Annotated in this window: 22 protein-coding genes and 1 pseudogene; 21 read left to right on the top strand and 2 right to left on the bottom strand. The window is 51.8% G+C overall.

Going from position 1 to position 21,748, the window contains the following annotated elements; all coding sequences use genetic code 11:
* Positions 1-98: 98 nt before the first annotated feature.
* The 10 genes from NYE29_RS03250 (at position 99) to NYE29_RS03205 (ending at position 10,725) form a co-directional block, all read left to right on the top strand.
* Positions 99-1,271 carry a hypothetical protein gene (locus NYE29_RS03250; RefSeq protein WP_340894354.1) on the top strand — a complete coding sequence of 391 codons (1,173 nt, stop codon included), beginning with the start codon at positions 99-101 and terminating at the stop codon, positions 1,269-1,271.
* Positions 1,264-2,529, top strand: coding sequence for a CpaF family protein (locus tag NYE29_RS03245; RefSeq protein ID WP_340894352.1), 1,266 nt, complete (start codon positions 1,264-1,266; stop codon positions 2,527-2,529). The genes NYE29_RS03250 and NYE29_RS03245 overlap by 8 nt, the downstream gene beginning before the upstream one ends.
* A gap of 104 nt (positions 2,530-2,633) precedes the next feature.
* On the top strand, positions 2,634-3,374 hold the full coding sequence (locus NYE29_RS03240) for a type II secretion system F family protein (RefSeq protein WP_340899594.1): 741 nt from the start codon (positions 2,634-2,636) through the stop codon (positions 3,372-3,374).
* A gap of 13 nt (positions 3,375-3,387) precedes the next feature.
* Positions 3,388-4,260 (top strand): type II secretion system F family protein, encoded by an 873-nt coding sequence (locus tag NYE29_RS03235; protein ID WP_340894351.1) that lies wholly within the window; start codon positions 3,388-3,390, stop codon positions 4,258-4,260.
* Between the two features lie 13 nt (positions 4,261-4,273).
* A complete protein-coding gene (locus NYE29_RS03230) occupies positions 4,274-4,465 on the top strand; it encodes a Flp1 family type IVb pilin (protein ID WP_340894350.1) in 192 nt (63 codons plus the stop codon).
* Positions 4,462-5,124: a TadE/TadG family type IV pilus assembly protein gene (locus NYE29_RS03225; protein ID WP_340894349.1), complete on the top strand. Its 663-nt coding sequence runs from the start codon at positions 4,462-4,464 to the stop codon at positions 5,122-5,124. Before NYE29_RS03230 ends, NYE29_RS03225 begins: the two co-directional genes overlap by 4 nt.
* A 49-nt stretch (positions 5,125-5,173) precedes the next feature.
* Positions 5,174-7,429 carry a hypothetical protein gene (locus NYE29_RS03220; RefSeq protein ID WP_340894348.1) on the top strand — a complete coding sequence of 752 codons (2,256 nt, stop codon included), beginning with the start codon at positions 5,174-5,176 and terminating at the stop codon, positions 7,427-7,429.
* Positions 7,430-7,443: 14 nt separating this feature from the next.
* Positions 7,444-8,502 (top strand): TadE/TadG family type IV pilus assembly protein, encoded by a 1,059-nt coding sequence (locus tag NYE29_RS03215; protein ID WP_340894346.1) that lies wholly within the window; start codon positions 7,444-7,446, stop codon positions 8,500-8,502.
* A 25-nt stretch (positions 8,503-8,527) separates the two neighbouring features.
* Positions 8,528-9,040 carry an A24 family peptidase gene (locus NYE29_RS03210; protein ID WP_038587059.1) on the top strand — a complete coding sequence of 171 codons (513 nt, stop codon included), beginning with the start codon at positions 8,528-8,530 and terminating at the stop codon, positions 9,038-9,040.
* A gap of 17 nt (positions 9,041-9,057) precedes the next feature.
* The gene (locus tag NYE29_RS03205) at positions 9,058-10,725 is read left to right on the top strand and encodes a DUF6382 domain-containing protein (protein WP_340894344.1); all 1,668 of its coding nucleotides are present in this window, start codon (positions 9,058-9,060) and stop codon (positions 10,723-10,725) included.
* 34 nt (positions 10,726-10,759) lie between these two features.
* Here NYE29_RS03205 and NYE29_RS03200 read toward each other — a convergent pair.
* A pseudogene (locus NYE29_RS03200) lies at positions 10,760-11,667 on the bottom strand (TIGR01777 family oxidoreductase).
* A 72-nt stretch (positions 11,668-11,739) separates the two neighbouring features.
* The gene (locus NYE29_RS03195) at positions 11,740-12,204 is read right to left on the bottom strand and encodes a DUF2621 domain-containing protein (RefSeq protein ID WP_038598797.1); all 465 of its coding nucleotides are present in this window, start codon (positions 12,202-12,204) and stop codon (positions 11,740-11,742) included.
* Positions 12,205-12,374: 170 nt separating this feature from the next.
* Between NYE29_RS03195 and NYE29_RS03190 the strand changes: the two genes are divergently transcribed.
* The 11 genes from NYE29_RS03190 (at position 12,375) to NYE29_RS03140 (ending at position 21,473) form a co-directional block, all read left to right on the top strand.
* A complete protein-coding gene (locus tag NYE29_RS03190; protein WP_038587067.1) occupies positions 12,375-13,502 on the top strand; it encodes a deoxyribonuclease IV in 1,128 nt (375 codons plus the stop codon).
* A gap of 47 nt (positions 13,503-13,549) precedes the next feature.
* Positions 13,550-14,446 (top strand): formyltetrahydrofolate deformylase, encoded by an 897-nt coding sequence (gene purU, locus NYE29_RS03185; protein ID WP_038587070.1) that lies wholly within the window; start codon positions 13,550-13,552, stop codon positions 14,444-14,446.
* Positions 14,447-14,745: 299 nt separating this feature from the next.
* Positions 14,746-15,537, top strand: a complete 792-nt coding sequence (locus tag NYE29_RS03180) for a hypothetical protein (protein ID WP_038587073.1) — start codon at positions 14,746-14,748, stop codon at positions 15,535-15,537.
* 17 nt (positions 15,538-15,554) lie between these two features.
* The gene (locus NYE29_RS03175) at positions 15,555-16,619 is read left to right on the top strand and encodes a hypothetical protein (protein WP_038587076.1); all 1,065 of its coding nucleotides are present in this window, start codon (positions 15,555-15,557) and stop codon (positions 16,617-16,619) included.
* Complete coding sequence (locus NYE29_RS03170) at positions 16,616-18,199, top strand: ATPase, T2SS/T4P/T4SS family (RefSeq protein ID WP_340894342.1); 1,584 nt, start codon at positions 16,616-16,618, stop codon at positions 18,197-18,199. Before NYE29_RS03175 ends, NYE29_RS03170 begins: the two co-directional genes overlap by 4 nt.
* Positions 18,200-18,212: 13 nt before the next feature.
* Positions 18,213-19,262 (top strand): hypothetical protein, encoded by a 1,050-nt coding sequence (locus tag NYE29_RS03165; RefSeq protein WP_340894341.1) that lies wholly within the window; start codon positions 18,213-18,215, stop codon positions 19,260-19,262.
* An 11-nt stretch (positions 19,263-19,273) separates the two neighbouring features.
* On the top strand, positions 19,274-20,140 hold the full coding sequence (locus NYE29_RS03160) for a hypothetical protein (protein WP_340894339.1): 867 nt from the start codon (positions 19,274-19,276) through the stop codon (positions 20,138-20,140).
* A gap of 59 nt (positions 20,141-20,199) precedes the next feature.
* Complete coding sequence (locus NYE29_RS03155) at positions 20,200-20,409, top strand: hypothetical protein (protein WP_038587086.1); 210 nt, start codon at positions 20,200-20,202, stop codon at positions 20,407-20,409.
* Between the two features lie 6 nt (positions 20,410-20,415).
* Positions 20,416-20,559 (top strand): hypothetical protein, encoded by a 144-nt coding sequence (locus NYE29_RS03150; RefSeq protein ID WP_156130821.1) that lies wholly within the window; start codon positions 20,416-20,418, stop codon positions 20,557-20,559.
* 15 nt (positions 20,560-20,574) lie between these two features.
* Positions 20,575-20,955, top strand: coding sequence for a hypothetical protein (locus tag NYE29_RS03145; protein WP_340894338.1), 381 nt, complete (start codon positions 20,575-20,577; stop codon positions 20,953-20,955).
* A 20-nt stretch (positions 20,956-20,975) separates the two neighbouring features.
* Positions 20,976-21,473, top strand: a complete 498-nt coding sequence (locus tag NYE29_RS03140; protein ID WP_340894335.1) for a hypothetical protein — start codon at positions 20,976-20,978, stop codon at positions 21,471-21,473.
* Positions 21,474-21,748: the final 275 nt, after the last annotated feature.

Here is a 21,748-nt window from a genome sequence, read left to right as displayed (position 1 = left end):
TTCAATGACCGTATACCACGGTTATTGGCGGTGCTTTTTTTGCTGTCTTTTTTGTTGTCTTTTTTAAAGGTACGCATTACAGGAAGGAGAGTGATTTCATGGCGGCGAGGATCGTACTGGCAGTTCGTGAGAGTCAATACATTGAGCCGTTGCTGCATTACCTGCATCACAGTGAGTATGGGGAGATGCTGCGGATCACAGCTTTCAGCCGGCTGGATACCTTTATGGAATTCATGAAGGGAGAAGAGCTGCCGGACGCCGTTGTAGGCGATCCTATTTTCGTTGAGGCCTGGCTGGTGGAAGGCAGAAATACAGTTCCTTGGGGTGTTCTAAGCGAGGCCGGGAAGTATTCTGGCAGCAATGCGGGGAGTCTGGCCGGGGGTATGGTGATTGAGAAATATCAGTCGCTGCCCTCGCTTCTGGAGTCCATCCTCCGGATAGGCGATGTGAAACGCATGAGGACAGCTTCGGCTGCCAAGGAGGAGACGCTGCTGCTCGGGATAGTTTCAGCCAGCGGCAGCAGCGGCAAAACAACGATTGCGCTCAATTTGGCCAAGCAGCTTGGCGGGATCGGGCTGTCTGTATTTTATCTGAACCTGGAAAGTGTGGACAGCAGCGGGTTGTTCCTGCGGATGCCCCAGGGCAACACTTCCGGGCTAGAACTTCTGTTGTACGAGCTTAAAGCAAGCGGCAGCGAAGGAAGCAAGGGGAATGCAGGCAAGCCTGAACTCGGGAGATACGCCGTAAGGCATGACAGCCTCCGCTGTGACGCCTTCAGACCGATCGGTAATTTCAAGGAAATGCTGCAGATGACCCGGCAGGATACGCTGGATTTATTGGAGCTGCTGGCCGGCGATGCTGGCTATGATGTTGTGATTGTAGATACAGGCAGCATTGAGGAAGAGCGGGCCCAGGCAGTACTGCAGCGGTGCGGCATTCTGCTATGGGCGCTGAAGAGTGACGAGGCAAGTATGTATAAGACGCTCAGGTGGCTGGAGCATTGCGGAGATCCGCATTCCGGTCTGCCGCCGGAGGTGCCGGGCAAGAGCAGGTTTGTGATGAATTTTGCCGGGGATTCAGCCGCTGGCCGGCCAGGGCGGGAAGAACTCAGAATAGATGGTGCGCTTCCTTTTATCCCTTCCTGGGCACTTCAGCATCATGTGGAGCTCTGCTTGAATTCTCCGCAGTTTACGGCTGGGGTGCAGCAGCTCTGCACCGGTATCATTGAGCCGGCGCTGCCGCGGGTATTCACCGGGGGCTTACATGAATGAAGCCATGTTCAGGAAGCTGCGCAGCGACATACGCGCAGGGCTTGATGTCACTTCGGCTGTCGGAAACCGTGAGCTTAACAGCTATATTGAACGAACCATTCTGGAGATGGACAGCCTGCGTTATTTAACTGCCCAGGAAAAGCATGAACTGGTAAAAAAGCTGTTCGATTCCTTCCGGGGGCTGGATGTGCTGCAGCCGCTGGTGGATAACCCGAATATCACCGAGATTATGATCAACAGTCATGAGGAGATATTTATTGAAGAGGAAGGGCAGATCCGCCGCCTGCCGCTGGCTTTCGAATCCAGGAGCAGACTGGAGGATATTATCCAGACCGTAGTTTCCGGTGTGAACCGGGTGGTTAACGATTCCACCCCGATTGTGGATGCGCGGCTGAAGGATGGTTCCCGCGTCAATATCGTACTGCCGCCAGTGGCCTTGAAAGGGCCGGCGATGACGATCCGCAAATTTCCGGAAACGCCGATGTCGATGAGCGAGCTGGTGTATCGTGGGGCGCTGAGCGGAGAAGCGGCGGAGCTGCTGCAGATTCTGGTAGCTGCCGGATACAACATCTTTATAAGCGGCGGCACGGGCTCCGGCAAGACCACCTTTCTGAATGCTTTGTCTCAATTTATTCCGCCGCAGGAGCGGGTGATCACGATTGAGGACTCTGCCGAGCTGCAGATTGTCACCGTGCCGAATCTGGTCTCGCTGGAGACCCGCAACGCCAATACAGAAGGCCGCGGGGAGATCACGATCCGCGACCTGATCCGCTCCTCCCTGCGGATGCGCCCGAACCGTATCGTGGTCGGCGAGGTGCGGGGGGCCGAGTGTCTGGATATGCTGCAGGCTATGAACACGGGCCACTCTGGTTCGCTCTCAACTGGACATTCCAACAGCGCACAGGATATGGTCAGCCGTCTGGAGACGATGGTGCTCAGTGCAGCTGATTTGCCGGTATCAGTGGTCCGCCAGCAAATCGGCTCTGCGATAGATATCTTTGTCCATCTCTCCAGGCTGCGGGACCGCTCGCGGCGGGTGATGGAAATCTCGGAGGTCATCGGACTACGGGATGGGGAGGTAGCGCTGAATCCGTTATATGCGTTTCAAGAAACGGGGGAACGTGAGGGCAGAGTGGAGGGGGGCCTGGTTCCTTGCGGGAATCCTCTGCTGCATTCCAGCAAGCTGAGGATGGCTGGGGTACAGAGTTATCCATTATCGCAATACAGTTGGGGAACTGAGAAGGAGGTGGTCTTCTGATTCATTTGGGGAAGAAGCCAGTCTCTTCGCCGGGCAAGCGGAGGGGGTCCTCCGCAGAGAAGGGAGGGACATCTGCGGAGGCTGAAGCCGGGGGCAGTCCGCAGCTGCCGGATTATACCGTCTATGTATTGACTCCTTTGTCTAGAATGCTGGCTATGCTGGCAGGCGGGCTCCTGCTGTTCGGCATCGGGTACCTGTTCTACCATAACCTGTTGCTGTCTTTGCTGCTTGTGCCGGGGGGAGCTTATGCACCGCGGCTGTTGCGTGATTACCTGCGGCAGCGCCGCCGGTCTGCGCTTAACCTGCAATTCAAGCAAACCTTATTTTCGCTCTCTTCTTCGCTGTCCGCCGGACGTTCCGTAGAGAATGCATTTCGCGAGGCCGTGCAGGATCTGCGGATGCTTGACCCGGAAGGGGGCAGCGATATGATCTTTGAGCTGAATATTATATGTGCCCGGATGGAGTATGGACAGCCTGTGGAAGAAGCGCTGCAGGATTTCAGCAGACGGGCAGGCATGGAGGATGTGGAACGGTTCGCTGATGTATTCTCTGTCTGCAAGCGGACAGGGGGCGACCTTGTGGAGATTGTGCGCCGCACCTCCACAATCATCGGGGAGAAGCTGGATATCCAGCAGGACATTGCCGTCAGCATCGCCCAGAAGAAATTCGAGGCGAAGGCGCTGCTGGCTTCCCCGCTTGCCATGGTGCTGTTCATGAGCCTGACCGCTGGAGATTATATGCAGCCAATGTATACAGGTGCCGGAATTGCAATTTCCACACTGGCGCTGGGCGGGCTGTTTCTGTGTTATCTCTGGACCTCCAAGATTATGGATATCCCGCTGTGAAGGAGGTGAAAGAATGATTTGGCTGTGCGGTTCGGCCGTTCTGATGTTAGGGCTGGGATGGATATTCCTGCGCCTGAAATGCGGCAGCCATTATTCCGGGCTTCGCAGTTTGCCTATGGATGGACTGCGGCTGCGCGGATTGGGCGAGCCCTTCCTGCTGCTGATTGAGCGGTGGGGAATAGGCAGTCATATTCCTTCGGTGATGTTCCGAATTCAGCGATCCTTGCAGCGCAGTTACGGCATGCGCTACAGCGCAGAACGGACGCTGCTCTTTATGGGTGAAATGTTCAGCTACAGCTGGCTGCTGCTTATCGGTGGAAGCGCGCTGACCCTGTTCAGCGGCGAGAAGGCGGGAATTCTCCTGGGGACTGGTCTGGCAGTTATTCTACCCGTTGCACTGGTCAGTGATCTGCACAAGAAGGTAAGGCTGCGGGAGCAGAATATTATGCTGGAGCTGCCCGAGCTGCTGAACAGCATTGTCCTGCTGGTCGGCGCAGGGGAGAATGTGCAGCGGGCGATTATCCGCTGCGTGGAGAGCCGGAAGGGAGATTACAGCCATCCGCTCTATAAAGAGCTGTCGATTATGACTGGGGAGTGGGAGAGCGGCTACTCCTTTCAGCAGGCGTTTGAGAATTTCAGCAAACGCTGCGCCGTACAGGAGGTATCGCTATTTACAACCACGGTGCTGCTGAATTACCGCAGAGGCGGAGCCGACTTTGTCTTGTCGCTGCGCGATCTTTCGCGGATGCTCTGGGAGAAGCGGAAGGCGATCAGCCGGACGCGGGGGGAGCAGGCTTCTTCGAAGCTGGTGTTCCCGATGGTGGTTATCTTTTTAATTGTAATCATTCTGGTGGGCACACCGGCATTTATGATGATGAAAATGTAGGAGGATGAGACGAATGATGACATTCATAATAGAAGGCGCTAAGAACTTGTGGAAGGACGAGGAAGGGCTGGGCACGCTGGAGATGATCCTGATTATCGCTGTACTGATCGCTGTAGTTTTGGTGTTCCGCAAGGAGATTGTCAAAGTGGTAGAAGACTTGATCAGCACTGCAGGAAGCAAGAGCCAGGAAGTATTCGAATCATGAAACTGGAGGATGACGAAGGCAGCTTTACTATCGAAGCTTCACTTTTGCTGCCTATCATCATGTGTATTACGATGCTGCTGCTATTCTTCTGCCTGTACAGTTACCAGAAGTCGATGCTGCTGCAGGTCGCTTCCGCTGCGACTGAACGTGCGGCTTACAATTGGGACAACAGCCATAAAGAGACGGAAGGATCATTTGTTATTGGCGAGTATGACTCGCTGTATTGGCGGATCGGCGAGGATGGAATGCTAGCTTCTTTATTCGGGCTTAGCGCCGGGAACGGCGGGGCTTCTGTTACACTGCCGAATGCTGCCGAGGGTACTGGTACCTTGCCTGCAATTAAGCTTCAGCAATCTTCCGGCATAGTTCCGGCAAATTTAAGTGGCCAGATGAATTATGCCTACAGTTTAACCGGCCGGAAGATCAGTGCGGAATTGAAGCAAATGCTGAATCTGCCCGTACTGGATGAGATGCTGGCGGACGAGGCCAACCCTCAAGTGAAAGCCCAGTCCGTTGTTTCTGAGCCTGTTGAGTTTATCCGAACAGTAGATCTGATGCGTTATTATGGTGCGAAGTTCAAGGGAGGCACGGAGAGTGGCAATACCGGAACAAGCATGGAAAAGAAAGACGCGTCCCAGATGCTGAAGAAGCTGCGCTGATCCGCTTTGTGGAGTTCGGAACCCAAAAGAGGCCAAGGGAGGGGCGCGGATGAGGAGTAGAAAAGGTACGGCCTGCAGTCCAAGAAAAGCGTTCAATTCGTGGCGAAAGAAAGGAACAGAGGGATCGGTTTCTATTTTCCTGATTATGATACTGGCCTTCGTGTTCCTGTTCACCGCTGTGCTGATAGATTATGCACGGATTGCCGCCGTTAATGTGCAGCAGGAACGTTTGGCGAGAGCCGCAGTCCGTTCGGTAATGTCTTCTTATGATATTCAGCTGCGCGAGAGCTATGGCCTGTTCGCCTTTGGCGGCAGTGACGGCAATCAGCTGCTGTCCGGGGTGCTGAACGACAATCTATACGAGAGCGGGCGGGGGGATGCTTTTAATTTATTGCCCTTAGGCCTGGATTCTTCGGTCTTGAATTGGAGGCGCCCTCTTGGAAGCTACGATGTTTTTCAAAGGCAGATTGCTGAGGAGATGAAATATAAAGCACCGATCGATTTTGCCCTGGAGCTGGCCGGCAAGTTTAAGCCGCTCTCGGCGGCTATGGGTGAGGCTTCACGCTCAACCAAATTATTCGGCAAGCTGCAGCCCTTGTACGATGAACGCGAGGCTGCACTGGATCTTATGATGGAGCGGCGAAAGCAGGCTGCGGAAAGCGTAAGATCCCTTCAAGAACTGATTATGAATCCGCCGGGAGACCATATTGAGTACCGTTTTCTGGGGGAGATCACTTCTGCGGCTGACATTGCAGCGATGTATGACGATTATGTCGGCAAATACTATGCGGATTTTTACCGTGAAGAGGATGAATATTCCAGATACAGCAGTCAGATCAGCGAGTATTTAAGACAAACTACGGAGTTTCTTCCGAGGATTCCGTCAGCACTGACTCTTTTTCGTACAGAGCATACCCGTCTTATCGCTGATGCCGGGAATGCGCTGCAAAGAGTCAGGGAGCTGAATGAAGAGATGAGGTACATACTTGAACAGTCCAGAACTAACGGGGCGGGGAGTGCCGAAGATAGTGCGCGAAATTGGGACATACCGGGAAGTGCCGGTGAACTGAGTGCAGAGCCGCTAAAAAAAATGCGGGAGCAGGAGGATTCGCTTATTCTCGCACCGGCAGAGATCAGCGCCATGGAGCATGACTTAATTGTTCAGGAAACTGCCTCTCAGACAGCGGAGCAGGCAGCTTCCGGATTGCCGGGCGCATTGAGTGGAGCCACGGGGCTGGATGCGGATTTTGGCAGCATGAATATGGCAGTTTTGAACGCTTTACAGGCCGTCAGCAGTTACCTCCAGAACTATGGTGAACATGGAGATATCATTGCTGCTGAAGCCGGGAAGATTGAAGCCCACCGAACTTCGGACAGAGAACGCAAGCAAATCGAACGGCAGGCAAAAGCCAAGCTGAACGATGCTATGAAGCTGTTGGATCAGATTCGTCAGCTTGGCGACAGCGCCGGAGCAGCACGGGAACGTTATCAGACGCTGAGCCAATATTATCAGGACAACATTCAGCTGAACAGTGGATCGGACCAGGAAGCCTCGAATTCGCAGAACACATCGGATCCTTATGCAGCCGGAAGTTCTTCAATGGCAAAGACAGACGATATTTATGCCGCAATGGGCAGCATTATGGAGGGTGCCAGAGACCGGCTGTTCCGAACAGAATATTCTGCAATGTATTTTCCGCATTTCGATCTTTCAAAGTTGACTCCGGTAGCTTCCGGCTCCGCAGGTGACGCCGCACTGCCGCTTGCGGACCAGCTTGATCCCCATGCCCAGGAGCTTGAATATATTCTCTACGGCTTCCATAACCCTGCGGGTAATGTAGCGGCAGCGTACGGTGAAATCTTTGCGCTGCGGCTAGCCATCCGTACTATGGAGGGCTTTATTGAAAGTTCGCGTCTCGGCAATCCGCTGGCGATTCTAGCTGCAGCGCTGCTGTACGGAATCGAGCAGGCTGTTCAGGATATGCTGCTGCTATGCAGGGCAGGGGAAATCCCGCTGTCCAAATACATGCCTGCAAAGCTGTCCTACCGTGATTATTTGCGGTTGTTCATGCTCCTGCATGGAGGGGGCGATGTGCAGCTCTCCCGCATGCTCGCTTTGATCCGGCTGAACACCGGAATAAATCCGGCCGAGAAATTCACCTATGCCTCGGCGGAGATTAAAATGGCGATGCCGCTTTGGTTTTTGCCGGGCGTAGTCAAGCTGGTGGACTACAGCGCCGGTCTTCCCGGGGATGTTCAGGGCAGATTGTATTACAGAGGGGTAAAGGCTGATTTTTCATATTAGCGGGAGGTTGCAGAATGAAGCAATGGCAGAGCCTAACCAGACAGCGGGATGAAGGCAGTATGGTTGTTGAGGCGGCTATGGTTCTCCCCATGTTTTTGCTGTTTGTCCTGTTCCTGATTTTTATCGTGCAGATGACCTTGTACTCTACAGCCTTGCAGAGCACAGCTTCTGATACGGTCAAGGTGATATCGGCCCACATGTATCCGGCGGCACTGGCTGCGCAGAAGTGGGGGGAAGAACAAGGAGCAGATAGCGGAACGGCAGGTCAGCCGGCTGCAGCAGGAAGCACTGGTGGAAGCATAGGAAGGGAAGCTGATGCAGCTGCGCAAATCAATGCTGGCGCAGCAGGAGGCGCGTCCCCGTTATCATCCGGGACTTGGAGTATCCCGCGCCTGTCGCTTGAGCAATGGGGTGAAAGCTTCGCCGCAGACCTTCCTGAGCCCTTGAACGAGTGGGTCAACGCTGCGATACAGCGGGGTGAAGGCCCGCTTCAGGAGCTTCAGGCTGAGGCGTCGCAGTCGGTGCTGGATCTTGCGCTGAAGCCAATAATGAAGCCTTATCTCTCATCTGACTGGCTGGATTATGAACGGGTTCATGTCTCCAATGCCATTATTCCGGAGCTGAAGAAAGGCACACGACCTTATTTTGGTCTCGTTGTCAGCTACGAGCTGCCGATGAAGGTCCCCTTTCTGAACCGGAGCATTGTACTGGAGGCAAGTGCGGTGGAGCGGCTGTGGATTGGCGATACCGGAGAAACAGGGGCAGATGGAGACGGCGGTGCCGGAGAAGAGCAGCATTCCATTGTAGTTCTGGCGAAGCCGAATCCGGGGGTAGCAAATTATCAGGGCAAGATCCGGGTTAAAGTTCCGCCAAATGCTTCGGCAAACTTGTCGATATTTTATAAAAGCGGCCAGAGCACGGCCAAATATCTGGGCTGGAAGCAAGCGGATGAAGGCGGTTATATCGAATGGGAATGGAAAATCGGCGTGAATACAACACCGGGTTCCTGGCCTTTTGTAGTCCGTTTGGATGACGGTACATTCCTAGAGGCGGCATTTACGGTTGTGAAATGAACATGGCGGAAGAAGGATGTTATGTATGACGGAATGGGCATTTTGGGGTTGTCTGCCGTTTCTAACGGCGGCGTTAATAACCGATATCCGGTGGATGAGAATACCGAACTGGATTTCAGTCTCTGCACTGACGACAGGCCTGCTTGTGCAAGGCATAATGAACGGCTGGCACGGATTGCTGTTCGCTGCCTGCGGTGCTGGGGTTGGCTTTACATTGCTGCTGATCCTGTATGTTATGGGCGCTGTCGGAGCTGGAGACGTTAAGCTTTTTGCAGGAATAGGTGCATGGACGGGCGTGCTGTTCACGCTGCAGGTCATGATGTATTCTATCTTATTCGGTGCTGTAATCGGCTGGATGATTGTCTTGTGCAGACGGGAGGCAGGAAGGAGGATTCGCGGTATTGTCAGCAGGACTGCCGGATTTCTGCTGCTGCGTAATCCAAAAATATTAAAGGCTGGGAACGGCAAGGAAATGCTCAGGTTTCCCTTTATGCTGGCTGTAGTTCCAGGGTTCATTTGTACATATCTCTACTTATAGATTGGAGGTGAAGCTTGATGTTCGGATTGAGCCGCGATTTTGTGCAGCAGGACGGTATCTCTATGCTGCTCGGCAAGCCGGATGGATTGTCTGTGGGCGAGCTTAATATGGTTCAGGCCCGGATGCTGATGAACAGCGGCATTCCGTATCACCTGCGGCTGCTGCTCAGAGAAATTGATTTGCAGGTGACCTTGGAATATTCCCTGTCCCGCCGCAAAATGCTCAGCCATTTGCTGAAAAGCGACAGGCTCAGCATGAACGATTTTTTCGGGCTGCTGCTGCAAATTGCCCAGGGAATGGAGGAAGGCCGGCTGTACATGCTGCGGGCGGAGCAATATGCGCTGCATGAGGATTACATTTTTGTAGAAGGTCCGCTGAACGGAGGAAGAGTCTACTTGACCTGCATTCCATTGCAACAGCCTGCAGCAACCACGAAGCCGGGGGAATGTCTGAGGTCTTTGATTATGGTGATGATGGCTTCGGTAACAGAGCTTGCCGGAAGCGGTGTGCAGAGATTGCTGCAATATTGTGGAGGAGAGGATTTTACTCCTGCAGGCTTAAGGGATTTGCTCTCGGAGCTGCTGACCGCTGCGGACCCTGTCATTAGACCTGTGAATAATACAGAGCTGCCGCCAGAAATCCAAATATCTCAGGCAGCAGTGCCGCCGGGTGCAGAGAGACATATTCAGGAGAAGGCAAGTGCACGTGAAGCAGGTAAACTGTCCGCTCTGCCAAGGCGTTCGGTATATGGGGTAACCGAGAATGCACAACCTGCAGACAATACCCAGCAGTATGAGCCTCCATGGAACAATGACTTGCCAAAACTTAAGCGGAAGGACGAGGAGGAGGAGACAAAGCCGGATAAAGCGGGCAGTGAGCATCGTCTTTCTTCCCAGTCCTCTGCTAACAGAACCTATGTTGTGCTCGGCGGTGTTTTGGCCGGCGCGTTGTTATGGAAGTTCCTCTATTTAAATAGTCCCAAGCCGTTGTGGCTGGCAGTTTGCGCAATAGCAACGTTAGTATTGGGTGGATTTTGCTGGTTGGTCTGGAGTGAAAGGCTTGTGCTCGGAGGGAGCAAACCAGAGGAGGAGGAAGAGGGCGAAGTAGATGCTGCGGACAAAAGCTGGAGGTCCAAGCGGGAACTGGAATGGGATTTTGGCAGAAATCCGGTAACTCCAGTCCGTACTGAAGCTCCTGTCAGAGCTAGTCCGCAGCTGTCTACAGCTGCGAATGCTCGTGTTCCTGCGGGCATACAAAGAACTGAAGTGGGGATGGAGGGGCGCAGCATGATTAAGCCGCCGGTGGCTGTAGCCGCGACGGCACTGCTCTCCCGGGAGAATCTTTCAGAGATGAGGCCGGAGGTAAAGCCGCTATCTGCCTCTCCTTATCTGGAAAGATGCGGTGAGGATGAAAGCGGACCAGCAGAAATCATTGAACTGAACCGAGCCAGCTTCATTATCGGCCGCTCGCCGGAGGTAGCCCAGTATGTAGAGAAATCAGAAGGCGCATCGAGAGTGCATGCTGAAATTTCCAAGAGTGCTGAGGGGTACATCCTGAAGGATCTGGACTCCAGGAACGGCACCCTTTATCAGGGAGAAGCCATGATTCCTTATAAGGAGTACCCGCTGAACGAAGGATCTGTTTTTACCATTGTAAAAGGGTCTTATACGTTTCATTCGCTCTAACCTTGGAGAAGCGGGCTGATAGCAGATCTATACTCTATTCTGATTTCAGCTGTTCCAGAGCCGGCTGCAAGGTCGGATAAGTAAACGTGAAACCATGCTGAATGGCTTTGGCAGGGAGCACGCGCTGGCCTTCCAGCAAAATCTCCGACAGTTCACCTACAGCTGCTTTTAATAAAAACGCCGGAAGCGGGAACCAATGCGGACGATGATATACTTTGCCGATCATTTTGCCGAAAGCCTCATTTGTAACGGGATTCGGGGCAGTCGCGTTGACAGGGCCTTCTATTCCGGGAGTCTGGATGCAGAAATCGATCAGCCGGGACATATCGGCAAGGTGAATCCAGGACAGCCACTGCTTTGCTTGCCGCTGCCCATTCTGCCGCCAAAGCCCAGAGCATAGGGCAGCTTCATTTTGGGAAATGCTCCGCTCTCGTTGCCGAGCACAACCCCGGTCCGCAGTTTCACCAGCCTAACCCCTGTATAAGCTTCATCCGCTGCTGCTTCCCAGGTCTTGACAACCTCAGACGGAAAGTCCATTACATGGGCCGGTGAGGCTTCGTCAAAAGTATCGGCCAGCGATGTTCCGTAAATGGCAACAGCGGAAGACTGGATCACTACCGGGGGCTTATGCTGCAGCGCATTCAGCAGCTTGGCGGCTGCGGCAACGGTTTCAAGACGGGATTCCATAATAACTTTCTTTCCGCTCGGACTCCAGCGCTGGCTGAGCGAAGCTCCGGCCAGATTGACCAGTGCATCTGCACCTTCAGCAGAACCCGGATTCTCTGAAAGGCTGTCCCAGGTAAGGTAACTGAGTCCCGGATGTATCATTTGGGTTTTGGGCAGCTTGCGTCCGACGATGATGATTTGATGTCCGGCCTGCAGCCAGTATTCTGTAAGCTCTCTTCCGATAAAGCCGCTGCCGCCGCAAATTACGTATTTCATATGGCAATCTCCGTTTCAGGACGTCCTGAAGAGACGTTAGTGGTATATCTACAGCAGGAGATAAGCGGATTGTTACTTGATTAAATGCCGGTAAGGTGAGTAGTCGATGCCGTTCTTTTCAAGGAAGGTGATAAGAAACCGGTTATCACGCCGCGGGGTGGCGACAATGTAGCCTTTGATGCAGTGCTCGCGGGTGACTGCCGGAGCATTGCTCTCTACCGCGATTTTACCGATCTCTGCAGCTATGGAATGTTTGGCAATATCGCGGAAAGGTCCGGGCACCGGCTGCACAAGCTGATCCAGGAAAGCCTTCGTCTCGTCGCTCCATAGCGGACGGCTGCGCTCCACCCAGTAATTCTGCCAGTCCAGCTTGGACTTGCCGTCGGCTTTGGGCAGCACCTTCAAAAACTTGCGGAACATGAAATAGCCGCCGATGCACATGCAGCCCAGCAGCAGAAAAGTCCAGAATGCGATGGAGTTCATAAACCAATTGCTTGGTATTGCGGATAATAAGCTCAAGTCTGATTTAAAAGACATGTATACACCGCCTTTGACAATGATGATTGTCACAATCCTTAATCTCTTCTAAAGTATAGCGTATTTCCACAGTTTTGCGAAGCGAAAGACATCCGCGGGAGCTTGCCTAGATTTATTTTCCCGATCACGGTAGAATAAGGGTTAATTCGTGAAGGAAAGAGGGAAAAGGCATGCTGAAAATAGGTTCACATGTGTCCTGCGCGGACAAGGGTCTCCTGAGCGCGGCCAATGAAGCAAATGAGTACGGTTCAAGCTCGTTTATGATATATACGGGAGCTCCGCAGAATACACGCCGTAAGCCGATCGAAGCGATGTACCCTGCTGAAGGGAAGCTCGCTATGCAGACTAACGGAGTCGAGGAAATCGTCGTTCACGCTCCATATATTATCAATTTGGGCTCCTACAAGGAAAACACCTATCAATTGGCGGTTGATTTCCTGCAGGAAGAAATCCGCCGTACCCATGCACTTGAGGTCAAGCACATTGTATTACATCCCGGAGCGTATACCGACAAGGATGCCGAGTACGGAATTCAGCGTATTGCCGATGGCCTGAACGAGGTGCTTGGCGGTACGAACGAGACAGAAGTACACATTGCTCTTGAGACGATGGCCGGCAAAGGAACAGAGATCGGCCGCAGCTTCGAGGAGATTGCCTCGATCATTGACAAGGTCGTACATAATGAGCGGCTGTCCATTTGTCTGGATACCTGTCACATTCATGATGCCGGATACGATATCGTTGGCGATCTTGATGGTGTACTGCGGAAGTTCGATGAGGTGATTGGCCTGAAACGGCTTGGCGTAGTCCACATTAACGACAGCAAAAATCCGCGCGGAGCGGGAAAAGACCGCCATACCCCGATTGGGTCTGGCTGGATTGGCTTCGAAACGATCAACAATGTGGTTCACCATGAAGCTCTGGCAGGTTTGCCGTTCATTCTGGAGACCCCTTGGATCGGGAAGGACGCCAAGACACTTCGCCCGATGTACGAGGTGGAGATTGCTCTGCTGCGCGGCAATGTGGCTGAACGGTTCGGAGCAGAATTCCTGCAGGAGGTAGAAGAGCTGCATGCTTTCTTTGCCAAGCAGGAGCTGGATTCCCGCAAGTATGTGCTTGATGTGTGGGAGCTGCTGAAGAATGATGCCAAAGCCAAAAAGGCTGATCCGCGTGAACCGCTGGAACGTTTATATGATAATATCGCTTCTGCCGGATTGTTCCCGCAGCTTAGCGAGGAAGCCATCAATCAGCGTTTGATCGCCTGGCTGGCCGGCAGACAAGTTCTCGTGAACGCTTAAGCTAAACTACAGATTGCGCAAGTAGATGAGAGGATGGACAGGGGATTATGGAATTACATGTGAAAAGAGATCATTCATCAGGCGGACAATACCCGAACCGGGCACGCATGCTCATTTCTTGTCCCGACGGACCGGGGATTGTTGCGGCTGTATCGCATTTTCTATACCAGCACGGAGCTAATATCGTGCAATCCGATCAATATACAATGGACCCGGATGGCGGAATGTTCTTTATGAGAGTGGAGTTTGACTTGCCAAAGCTGGAAGAACGTCTGGAAGAGGTACGGTCCATCTTCGGAGGGGTCGCCGAGCGGTTCAAGATGGACTGGCAAATTTTCAATGTAAGCCATAAGAAGAAACTGGCGATTTTCGTCTCCAAAGAAGATCATTGTCTGGTAGAGCTGCTCTGGCAGTGGCAGGCAGGCGATCTGGATGCCGATATTGCGCTTGTTGTCAGCAACCATACCGATATGCAGTCGTACGTTGAATCTTTCGGTATTCCGTTCCATCATATTCCGGTTACGGCGGATACCAAGATGCAAGCAGAGAAACGCCAGCTGGAAGTCATCGGTGATGATATTGACGTCATCATTCTGGCCCGCTACATGCAGATTATCTCTCCTTCATTTATTGAGCATTACCGGCACCGGATCATCAATATCCACCATTCCTTCCTGCCGGCATTTGTGGGTGGCAAACCCTATGCCCAGGCCTATCAGCGTGGGGTGAAGATCATCGGCGCTACTGCCCACTATGTGACCGAAGAGCTTGACGGAGGTCCGATTATCGAGCAGGATGTGCAGCGGGTCAGCCATAGCGATGATGTGAATGAACTGAAACGTATTGGACGCACCATTGAGCGGGTTGTTCTGGCCCGTGCGGTCAAATGGCATATTGAGGATAGAATCCTTGTTCATCACAATAAGACAGTAGTATTTAATTAATTGAATTCATCCGGTGAAAGCCAGAGTGTAATATCGCTGCCAATCCTATCCCAATGGGAATACCAACTGTATTGCTAGTGTCATTGACGGCAGTATTGGCCTGGCTTTTACCGGAATCCTTTCTCCAGCCGGGATACTTTATCCCGCAGTTGCCTCTAGATTTGCTACCTCATATGTATAATCTAATAATCTTCTTATTCTCAATCAGGTAAAAAAGCATTTTACCAGCATTTTGGCTACGTATGCCAAAGTGCATTTTGTCATGCGCAAATAACCGTATTTCAAAGGAGGTAAATCGCTTGGGATCACAGCGGGGGCATCTGTTAAAACGAAATTATTTCTTCGCCTTTCTTATACTGATCATTGGCTTAGGCGGTCTGCTTGGCTATGATCTCTATTTTAAGCCGTATGTGCTGTCGCAGACAGTAGTTAAGGTGAAGGTGGCTGAGGGCGGTTTTTTACCTAAAAATTATGAGCTGAAAGTGGGAGATCTCTACCTGGATTCTGTCCAGACCAAGGATATTCCCTCAGGGGTCATTACGGAAGTCAGCCAGGTGGAACACAAGATAACTAATGTGAATTTGATGGACGGCAGTATCCTGACGGAATCGCTGGTCGATGTCAGTGATTTGGAGCCGCAGCAGGATGAGGGGATTTTCCCTATTCCGAAGGAAGCCATCTTTGCAATCAACGGATCGCTCCGCAGCAGAGACAAGGTGGATATCTATTTGGTGGAAGGGGATCCGCCGGATAAATCCGAAGCCGCCCCTCCTACTGCTGCCAATGCATCCAGAACTCCGGCGTCCACCACAGGAGTCAAGCCTGATCCATCGGCAAGCAACTCAGCAAATGAGGCCGCCCAGCCGGCTGAGCCTGCCCGTCAGGTTTTCCTCAGCGGTGTCACCGTAAACTATGTCCGTACAGAGGATAACAATGATGTGCTGGATACAGAGAACGGCAACATTAACAACCGCTTTACTTCCACGGGCAAGGTTGCAGCGCCGGAACTGAAGCTGAAGAAAAGCGACGGTGAGCTGCTGGGACAATATTTGGAGCAAGGCAAGAAGCTATGGATTGTACGAGTTGAGTAGAAAGGAGGAAGGCAGTCTTGAAAATTTTCAGTCTCGGTATGGATCAGCTAACCATTAACGAAATCAAGCTTGCCGGGTTCACCGTCATCACACAAAGTGTATTGCCCGAAGTCCAACATGCCGAAGGGCACATGCTGATGGTAACAAGCGAGCAGGTACCTGTTGCAGCCTTAAGCGGACTTCGCCAAGGATACCCGGGTTCAACTATTTTATATATGTATCTGCAAAAGGGAGTCCGCGGCTATCAGTCTATACATATGCTGTGTGAGAGCCTTGGCATATTCTTCATTCCGCCCCGCTCAACATCATCGGCGGTGGTAGAGAAGCTGCGGTACATTCTGGAGGAGGAACACGAGGAGCGTGGAAATCTGGTCGGCTTTTTTGGATCCGGTCCGGGCATTGGCTGTACAAGTGTAGCCAAGCTGTTCGCCAGGAGGATTGCGGCAGCAGGACTGCGTGTGATTTTGCTCGGTTTGGATTTGTATGATCCAGGCTATGATCCCAAAACGGCCGTAAGTCTGGACAGGCTGCGTCCGCGCATTACCGGCAAGATGCTCCACCCCGAGGATTTCGCAGGGTTGGTTAAGCAGGATGGATATAGTTATTTGCCGGGCAACTTCGATTACTTAAGCGCACAGGATTATCAGGAGGAGGAGATTGAATATTTGCTCACGGAAGCTAGGGCGAACGCAGACCTGGTGGTTGCCGATTTTGGCTCCATTCCTGAAAGTGCCGCGTGGTACGCAGGAATGCAGAAATCAGTGCTCCGGATGATCGTAACCCATCCCAAACACGAATATCGCCTTCAGCCCCTGATGGAACTGGCCGGACACATGGATCTCTATCCGCAGGACTTCCAGTGGATTATAAACCGCAGCAATGTCGAAGAGCTGACCTCGCCTAAGAATCTGGCGCTGCGGTTCGGCAGTGAGATTTTGCTTGAGCTGCCGTATTATCAGCCTTTTCTGGAATCACTGCCGCTTGGCAAAAAGGAGCTTCAGCAGGTAGACGACAAGGTCCACTCCCTGTTGGTTAGTCTTGGACTGGCGCAGGAAGCCCGAAAGAGAGGGATTTTTCAATGATCGAATACCGGGAAGAGATGTGGCAAGCAGAACAGAAGCCGGGCCAGAAGCAAGATCACAGGAAGCAGCAAGGTAGCCTGTACCCTCGTCCGTATACGGGGGGCAATAGTCCGTCTGGTCTTCAGCCGAATAACCGGCACAGTTATCTGGACTCCCATCGGCCCTTCTCGCTAAAGCAGAGTTTGCTTCGCACCAGCAAGCCGGGCAAGGAGGACTTTTATAGCTTCCTGCAAAAGATGAAAAACGATATGAACGCCGGACTGGAGCGGGAGGATGACAGCTATTTTGAGCTGAATGGAAAGGCGCTGATCGGTGATCCGCAGGCGGTTAGCTTTTTTATGAACGGGATTGAGAAATACTTGCGCAAAACACCGTTCACCGGCAAGCTGCCGGAGGCATACCGGACGGCGGCAGAGGCGCTTTTTCACGAATGGAAGGGCTTTGGGCCAGCCTACCGCTGGTTCACGGACCGGGCTTACAGCGAATCTACCGGGCTGCAGATGATCGGGAAGCAAATTTTTTATAACCATCGCGGGAAATTTGTGCCTTATCCGTATGAAATGCCTTCACTTGACCGGGTCGAGCAACTGAAGCGCTCCCTGCTGAAAAGTGATCCCAACAAAAAGCTGAACAAGGACAATCCTTCGGTAGAGTTCAAAATGGATGATCCGCTCTGGCCCGGACGGTTCATCCGGCTCGCGATCTGGGTGTCGCCAAGGGTGTGGGACGGCTTTACGACCATCTCGCTGCGCCGCCAGGTTGTGGAGTTTCTGGATCTGGAGGATCAGGCCGGTACGGAATGTATTCCTGCCGAAGCAATTGAACTGATCCGGGCGTTAGCGGGCACGTTCCGCAACACGATTATTGCCGGGGCAGTGGGTTCGGGCAAAACCACTTTTGCCAACACGATTGTCGGGGAGCAGTTGCTCGGTTCCACCTCCTGCATGGGAGTGGTGATGATCGAGAAACATCCGGAGTCGATTTTGCCGTACCAGATTAAAGGTCACCGGATCATTCCGATCCAGGCTGCCAACGAAGAGCTGATGGAAGTCGGGGTGGAGTCGCTGCGGCATGATCCCAATATCCTCTATATGACGGAGATGCGCTATAACGAATGGGAGTTTTACCTGTGGAGCGGGGAAAAGGGCTATGACGGCATCACGGGAACCTTTCATACGGTGGATTCGGAGGATATTCCTTATCAGGGCGCTTTTGCCGTGTCCACACGGATCGGAGGCAGTCTGAAGGGACATCTGATCTCCGCGCTGAAGTCCTGTGAGCTGGTGTTTATTCTGGAAAGCGTTCCGGACGGGAAAAAGCGGCTGGCCCGGATTTCCGAGGTTTTTTATGAAGAAGGCAGTAATTCGGTGTTTGCCAATGATCTGATGCGCTGGGAGGATGAGAAATCCGCCTGGAGCTATAATGACAAGCTGACAACAGGCCTGATGACAAAGATGAAAAAGAAAAATCCGCAGGCAACACGTCTGCTTCTCCATGAGCTGGGGCATCTGGCCGCTATTAGACCGATGGAAGGGCCGCTGAAGGAAAGCCTGAAATCGAGGATTGTGTTGAACGAATGAGGGGGAGGAGAGTGTGGAGCTAATCTTTTATATAATCCGCTTTGCTCTTCATGTGCTGGTTGTCTGGGGCATCTGGCTATTGGTGAAGCCGCTTGTGGATCGGCATTTGCGGGAGTTCGGACAAAAAATAGACTATCGGATGAACCTGAGGGTCAGTCTTTTCGGCAAAAAGGTCAGCGGGATCAAAAAAAGAATGTGGCTGTACCGGCATCTGGATGATCTGCTGTATTTCTCACACCGGAAATATGAGCCTGGCCTCAGTGTCATGCGTTTCTCCATGCGGACGGTCTTTCTGTTCACAGCGGTTTTCTTGTCCGGTTTGTTGACGTTAAAAGAGCTGCCGGGACAGATGAGCTTCAGCAATCCTTTTTTGGAGGGGATCAGCTTCAATGAACGGCTGCCGGTTAAAGGTGCTTGGCGCCTTCCGTTATTTGTGGCAGCAATCTCAGCGAGCGTTCCCTATTTGCGGATGAGATACACCTATGCCCAGAGAAAAGTGCGCGGAAGCTACGATTTGCTCGATGTTATCAAAATTGCTACCAAATTCACGCATTTATCGGTAGATGCTATTTTGTCCAGAACGTCTGATTTCCTGACTGAAGATAATGTGCTGAAGACTCCCCTACGGTTACTGGGTGCGGCGTTCGCTAATTACAGCAATGAAAGTGAGCTGAATGAGGAAGCGGCCAGATTCTCCGGGGCGATCGGGACAACCTTCGCTGTAGAATTCGTGTCGGACCTGCTGTATTGCGAGAAGGAAGGCACCCGTTATTTAAAAAGCTCGCTCATGATGCTGAATCGGTCCATGGAGCAGCAGCGGGAGACGATTCTGACGGTAAAAGCCGGGAGCAGGGATGCAATCAGCCTGGGGCTGTACGGCAACCTGATAGTGCTCGTATCCTCTGTCGGAACTTTTATTTACATGCTGAAGCCTGATGTTTATTTTAAGCTGCAGTTTGAAACTTCAGTCGGCATTATTTTTCTGACGATCATTATCTCCGGGCTTTTTATTTCTTTCATCATTAGTACCGTTCTCGCCAGACCCAAACTGGACTACAACTAAGGTGATGAACTATGGATAGATTATTGCTATTAATCTCAATACTTGGTGTTGTATATCTCTCGCTGTTGGTCTTTGTGAGCAGCAGCAGGCAGGAACGATATGTTCACCGGTTAGGCGTGAAGTGGAAGGCGCTGGGGGAACGTGTGCAAAATGAGCGGCTTCAGCAATTACTGCATGGCAGCGGCCTCTCGATATCTGCAAGCAAAATCACACTGTTTCGTTATTCGGCGGCATTGATTTATTTAGCGGTTCAGGTGACGGGTGATTTCATCCGCGCAGTTCCCTTTTCCATCTATGATTTGCTGATTGCTGTACTGATTCTGCTCATCACCAGTCCGCTGCGTTATCTGCCTTTCGGCTGGCTGCTCGCTTGGCTGCATCAGAAAGCACTGATTCAAAAAGACGGTGAACTGATCTCCTTCATCCGCCTCTACGAGAACAACCGGCTGCGCAAGCGGGGGTACATGCAGTTTGGTGCCTTCTGTGCAGGAACGGCCAGCCATTTCCAATACATCCGCCAGGACTTATATGAGCTGTCCGAACGGGCAGTCGATGAGGGGAACGAGCGGGCAATCGAATGGTTCTGCGGTAAATTCCCAGACGGTCATGCTTTTATCAACGATATCCGCTCAATCCTGCTGGCCACGGAGGGGATGGATGATGACACGGAAGCGGCGAACTATTTGCGGGAACAAGGCAAGATCATCACCAAAATCTCCAGCGATCAATATCTCAAAAAATGGTCGTTTATCGGCGACGTTTCCACCATTATCAACGTGATCCCGTCGCTTGCCACTTTCCTGATGATCGTCTCGCTGGCCATGCAGTACATCATGCTGATTAAGGGCAATTTTAACGGTGTGGGGATGTTTCAGTGAGGTTTTTGTTATATTCAAGCATCACTATAAAATATACAATTAAAAGGGAGATATTAACAATGAAAAAAGACGCTATTTCTACTGGACTGTTCATCGCTATCGGATTTCTCTGTGTTGCCATTGTAATTGCCATTTTGGTTCCTTTGGTACGTGATGTGGTCTCTAAGGCGGATGATAACAGACCCGATATCCCCGGTGTAACTATGCTTCAACCTGCCCAGCCGGGGCAAATGGCTCTGGGTGATATTTCACTCCATCAAGTGGGTTAAGAGGATATGAAAAAAGACTCCATTTCAGTCGCTATGTTTCTGGCTATCGGTTTTGTGATTGCGGGGATCTTTATTGCGGCAGCAACAGACATCATTGGCGGAAGCCAGGACGATATCATTACACATACCAAGCAAGTGGAGCAGTATTAAAAGGGGGCGTAAAGTTTGAAGGCAACCGTCCTCCGCGCTTTGTTTATGTGGCTTGTCTTATTCATCATCCTGCAGCCGATCTTTACGTACATCGATTATTTGCTGGATTTGCAGGTCAAAGCCAACACCTCCTATATTACGCAAAAAGTGGCAACAGAAGGCATGGTTACGGCTTCGTTGCGAAGTGAGGTCATTGCGAATCTGAAGGCAGTTGGATTTCCTGAAGCTTCAATTGCAATCACAAGCAGCACGACGAGTGTGCAGGAGCGCAAACAGCGGCTTGATGTGTATGTTACCGCACCGCGGATGAATCTGTTTCCCTATAATTTCTCAGGCATGTCTCAACCGACACGTTATTATGGCCATGGATCGATCATGAGTGAGTATCTTGACTGATTAAGGGATGAATCTAATTTATGGATTATATTATTAAACTGGCCTTTGTTCTGCTGATTTTTATTTATTCCTGGTTTTTTCAGATCCAGAATCAGGAGTGGGACATGCTGCGCAGTATGCTGAAGGATGCCAACAATATGGCGGTCCACGATGCATCACAGCAACTGAATGAAGCCGCACGGGCACAAGGCCGTCTGATCATCGACCCGGCTGAAGCATACGCCACCTTCCGGCAGTCGCTTCAGATTAATCTGGGCCTGGATGGCGGCCTCTCCCCCCTGGCAGGCAGCAGGCTCCAGACGCAGGTGAAGATTGTAAAGTTCGACATTGTGGATGAATCGATCGGAGTGAATTTTCCGTTCCTTTACGAAGACAGCGCTCATGGCATCGCCAAATACATACAAGGCCCCTCGGTCATCGCTGTTATCGAGACCAAACATCCGGTGCTGGTCACCAGAGCTAAAGTTCAGGAGGCCATTATTGTACCGGCGGTGCAGGAGTATAAGCTGAATGAGTGATTTTGTCAGATACAAGATATCTGCTATATCAGTTGAACTAAAGGACTGGCTAGAGACTAAAGCAGTGGGAGGGTGGAACTGTAAGAGCGATAGCGACCGCCTTTGTCTCCGGATTTCAACCGCAAAAAGCGGTATAAATCAAGAAATCCGGAGACAACAGCGTAATCGGTAAGTACAAGATTAACGAACAGGCTGAGGAGAAACTAACCAAGTTCATTAGAGGAGACGTTAACCTTGAAAAAGATGTTATCTCAACAGGACTGGTTATCGCGATC

The organism is Paenibacillus sp. FSL M7-1046 (assembly GCF_038007405.1).
Lineage (GTDB): Bacteria > Bacillota > Bacilli > Paenibacillales > Paenibacillaceae > Paenibacillus_AQ.
The sequence above is the reverse complement of the archived record's forward strand: the minus strand, read 5'-3'. Positions and strand labels throughout refer to the sequence as shown.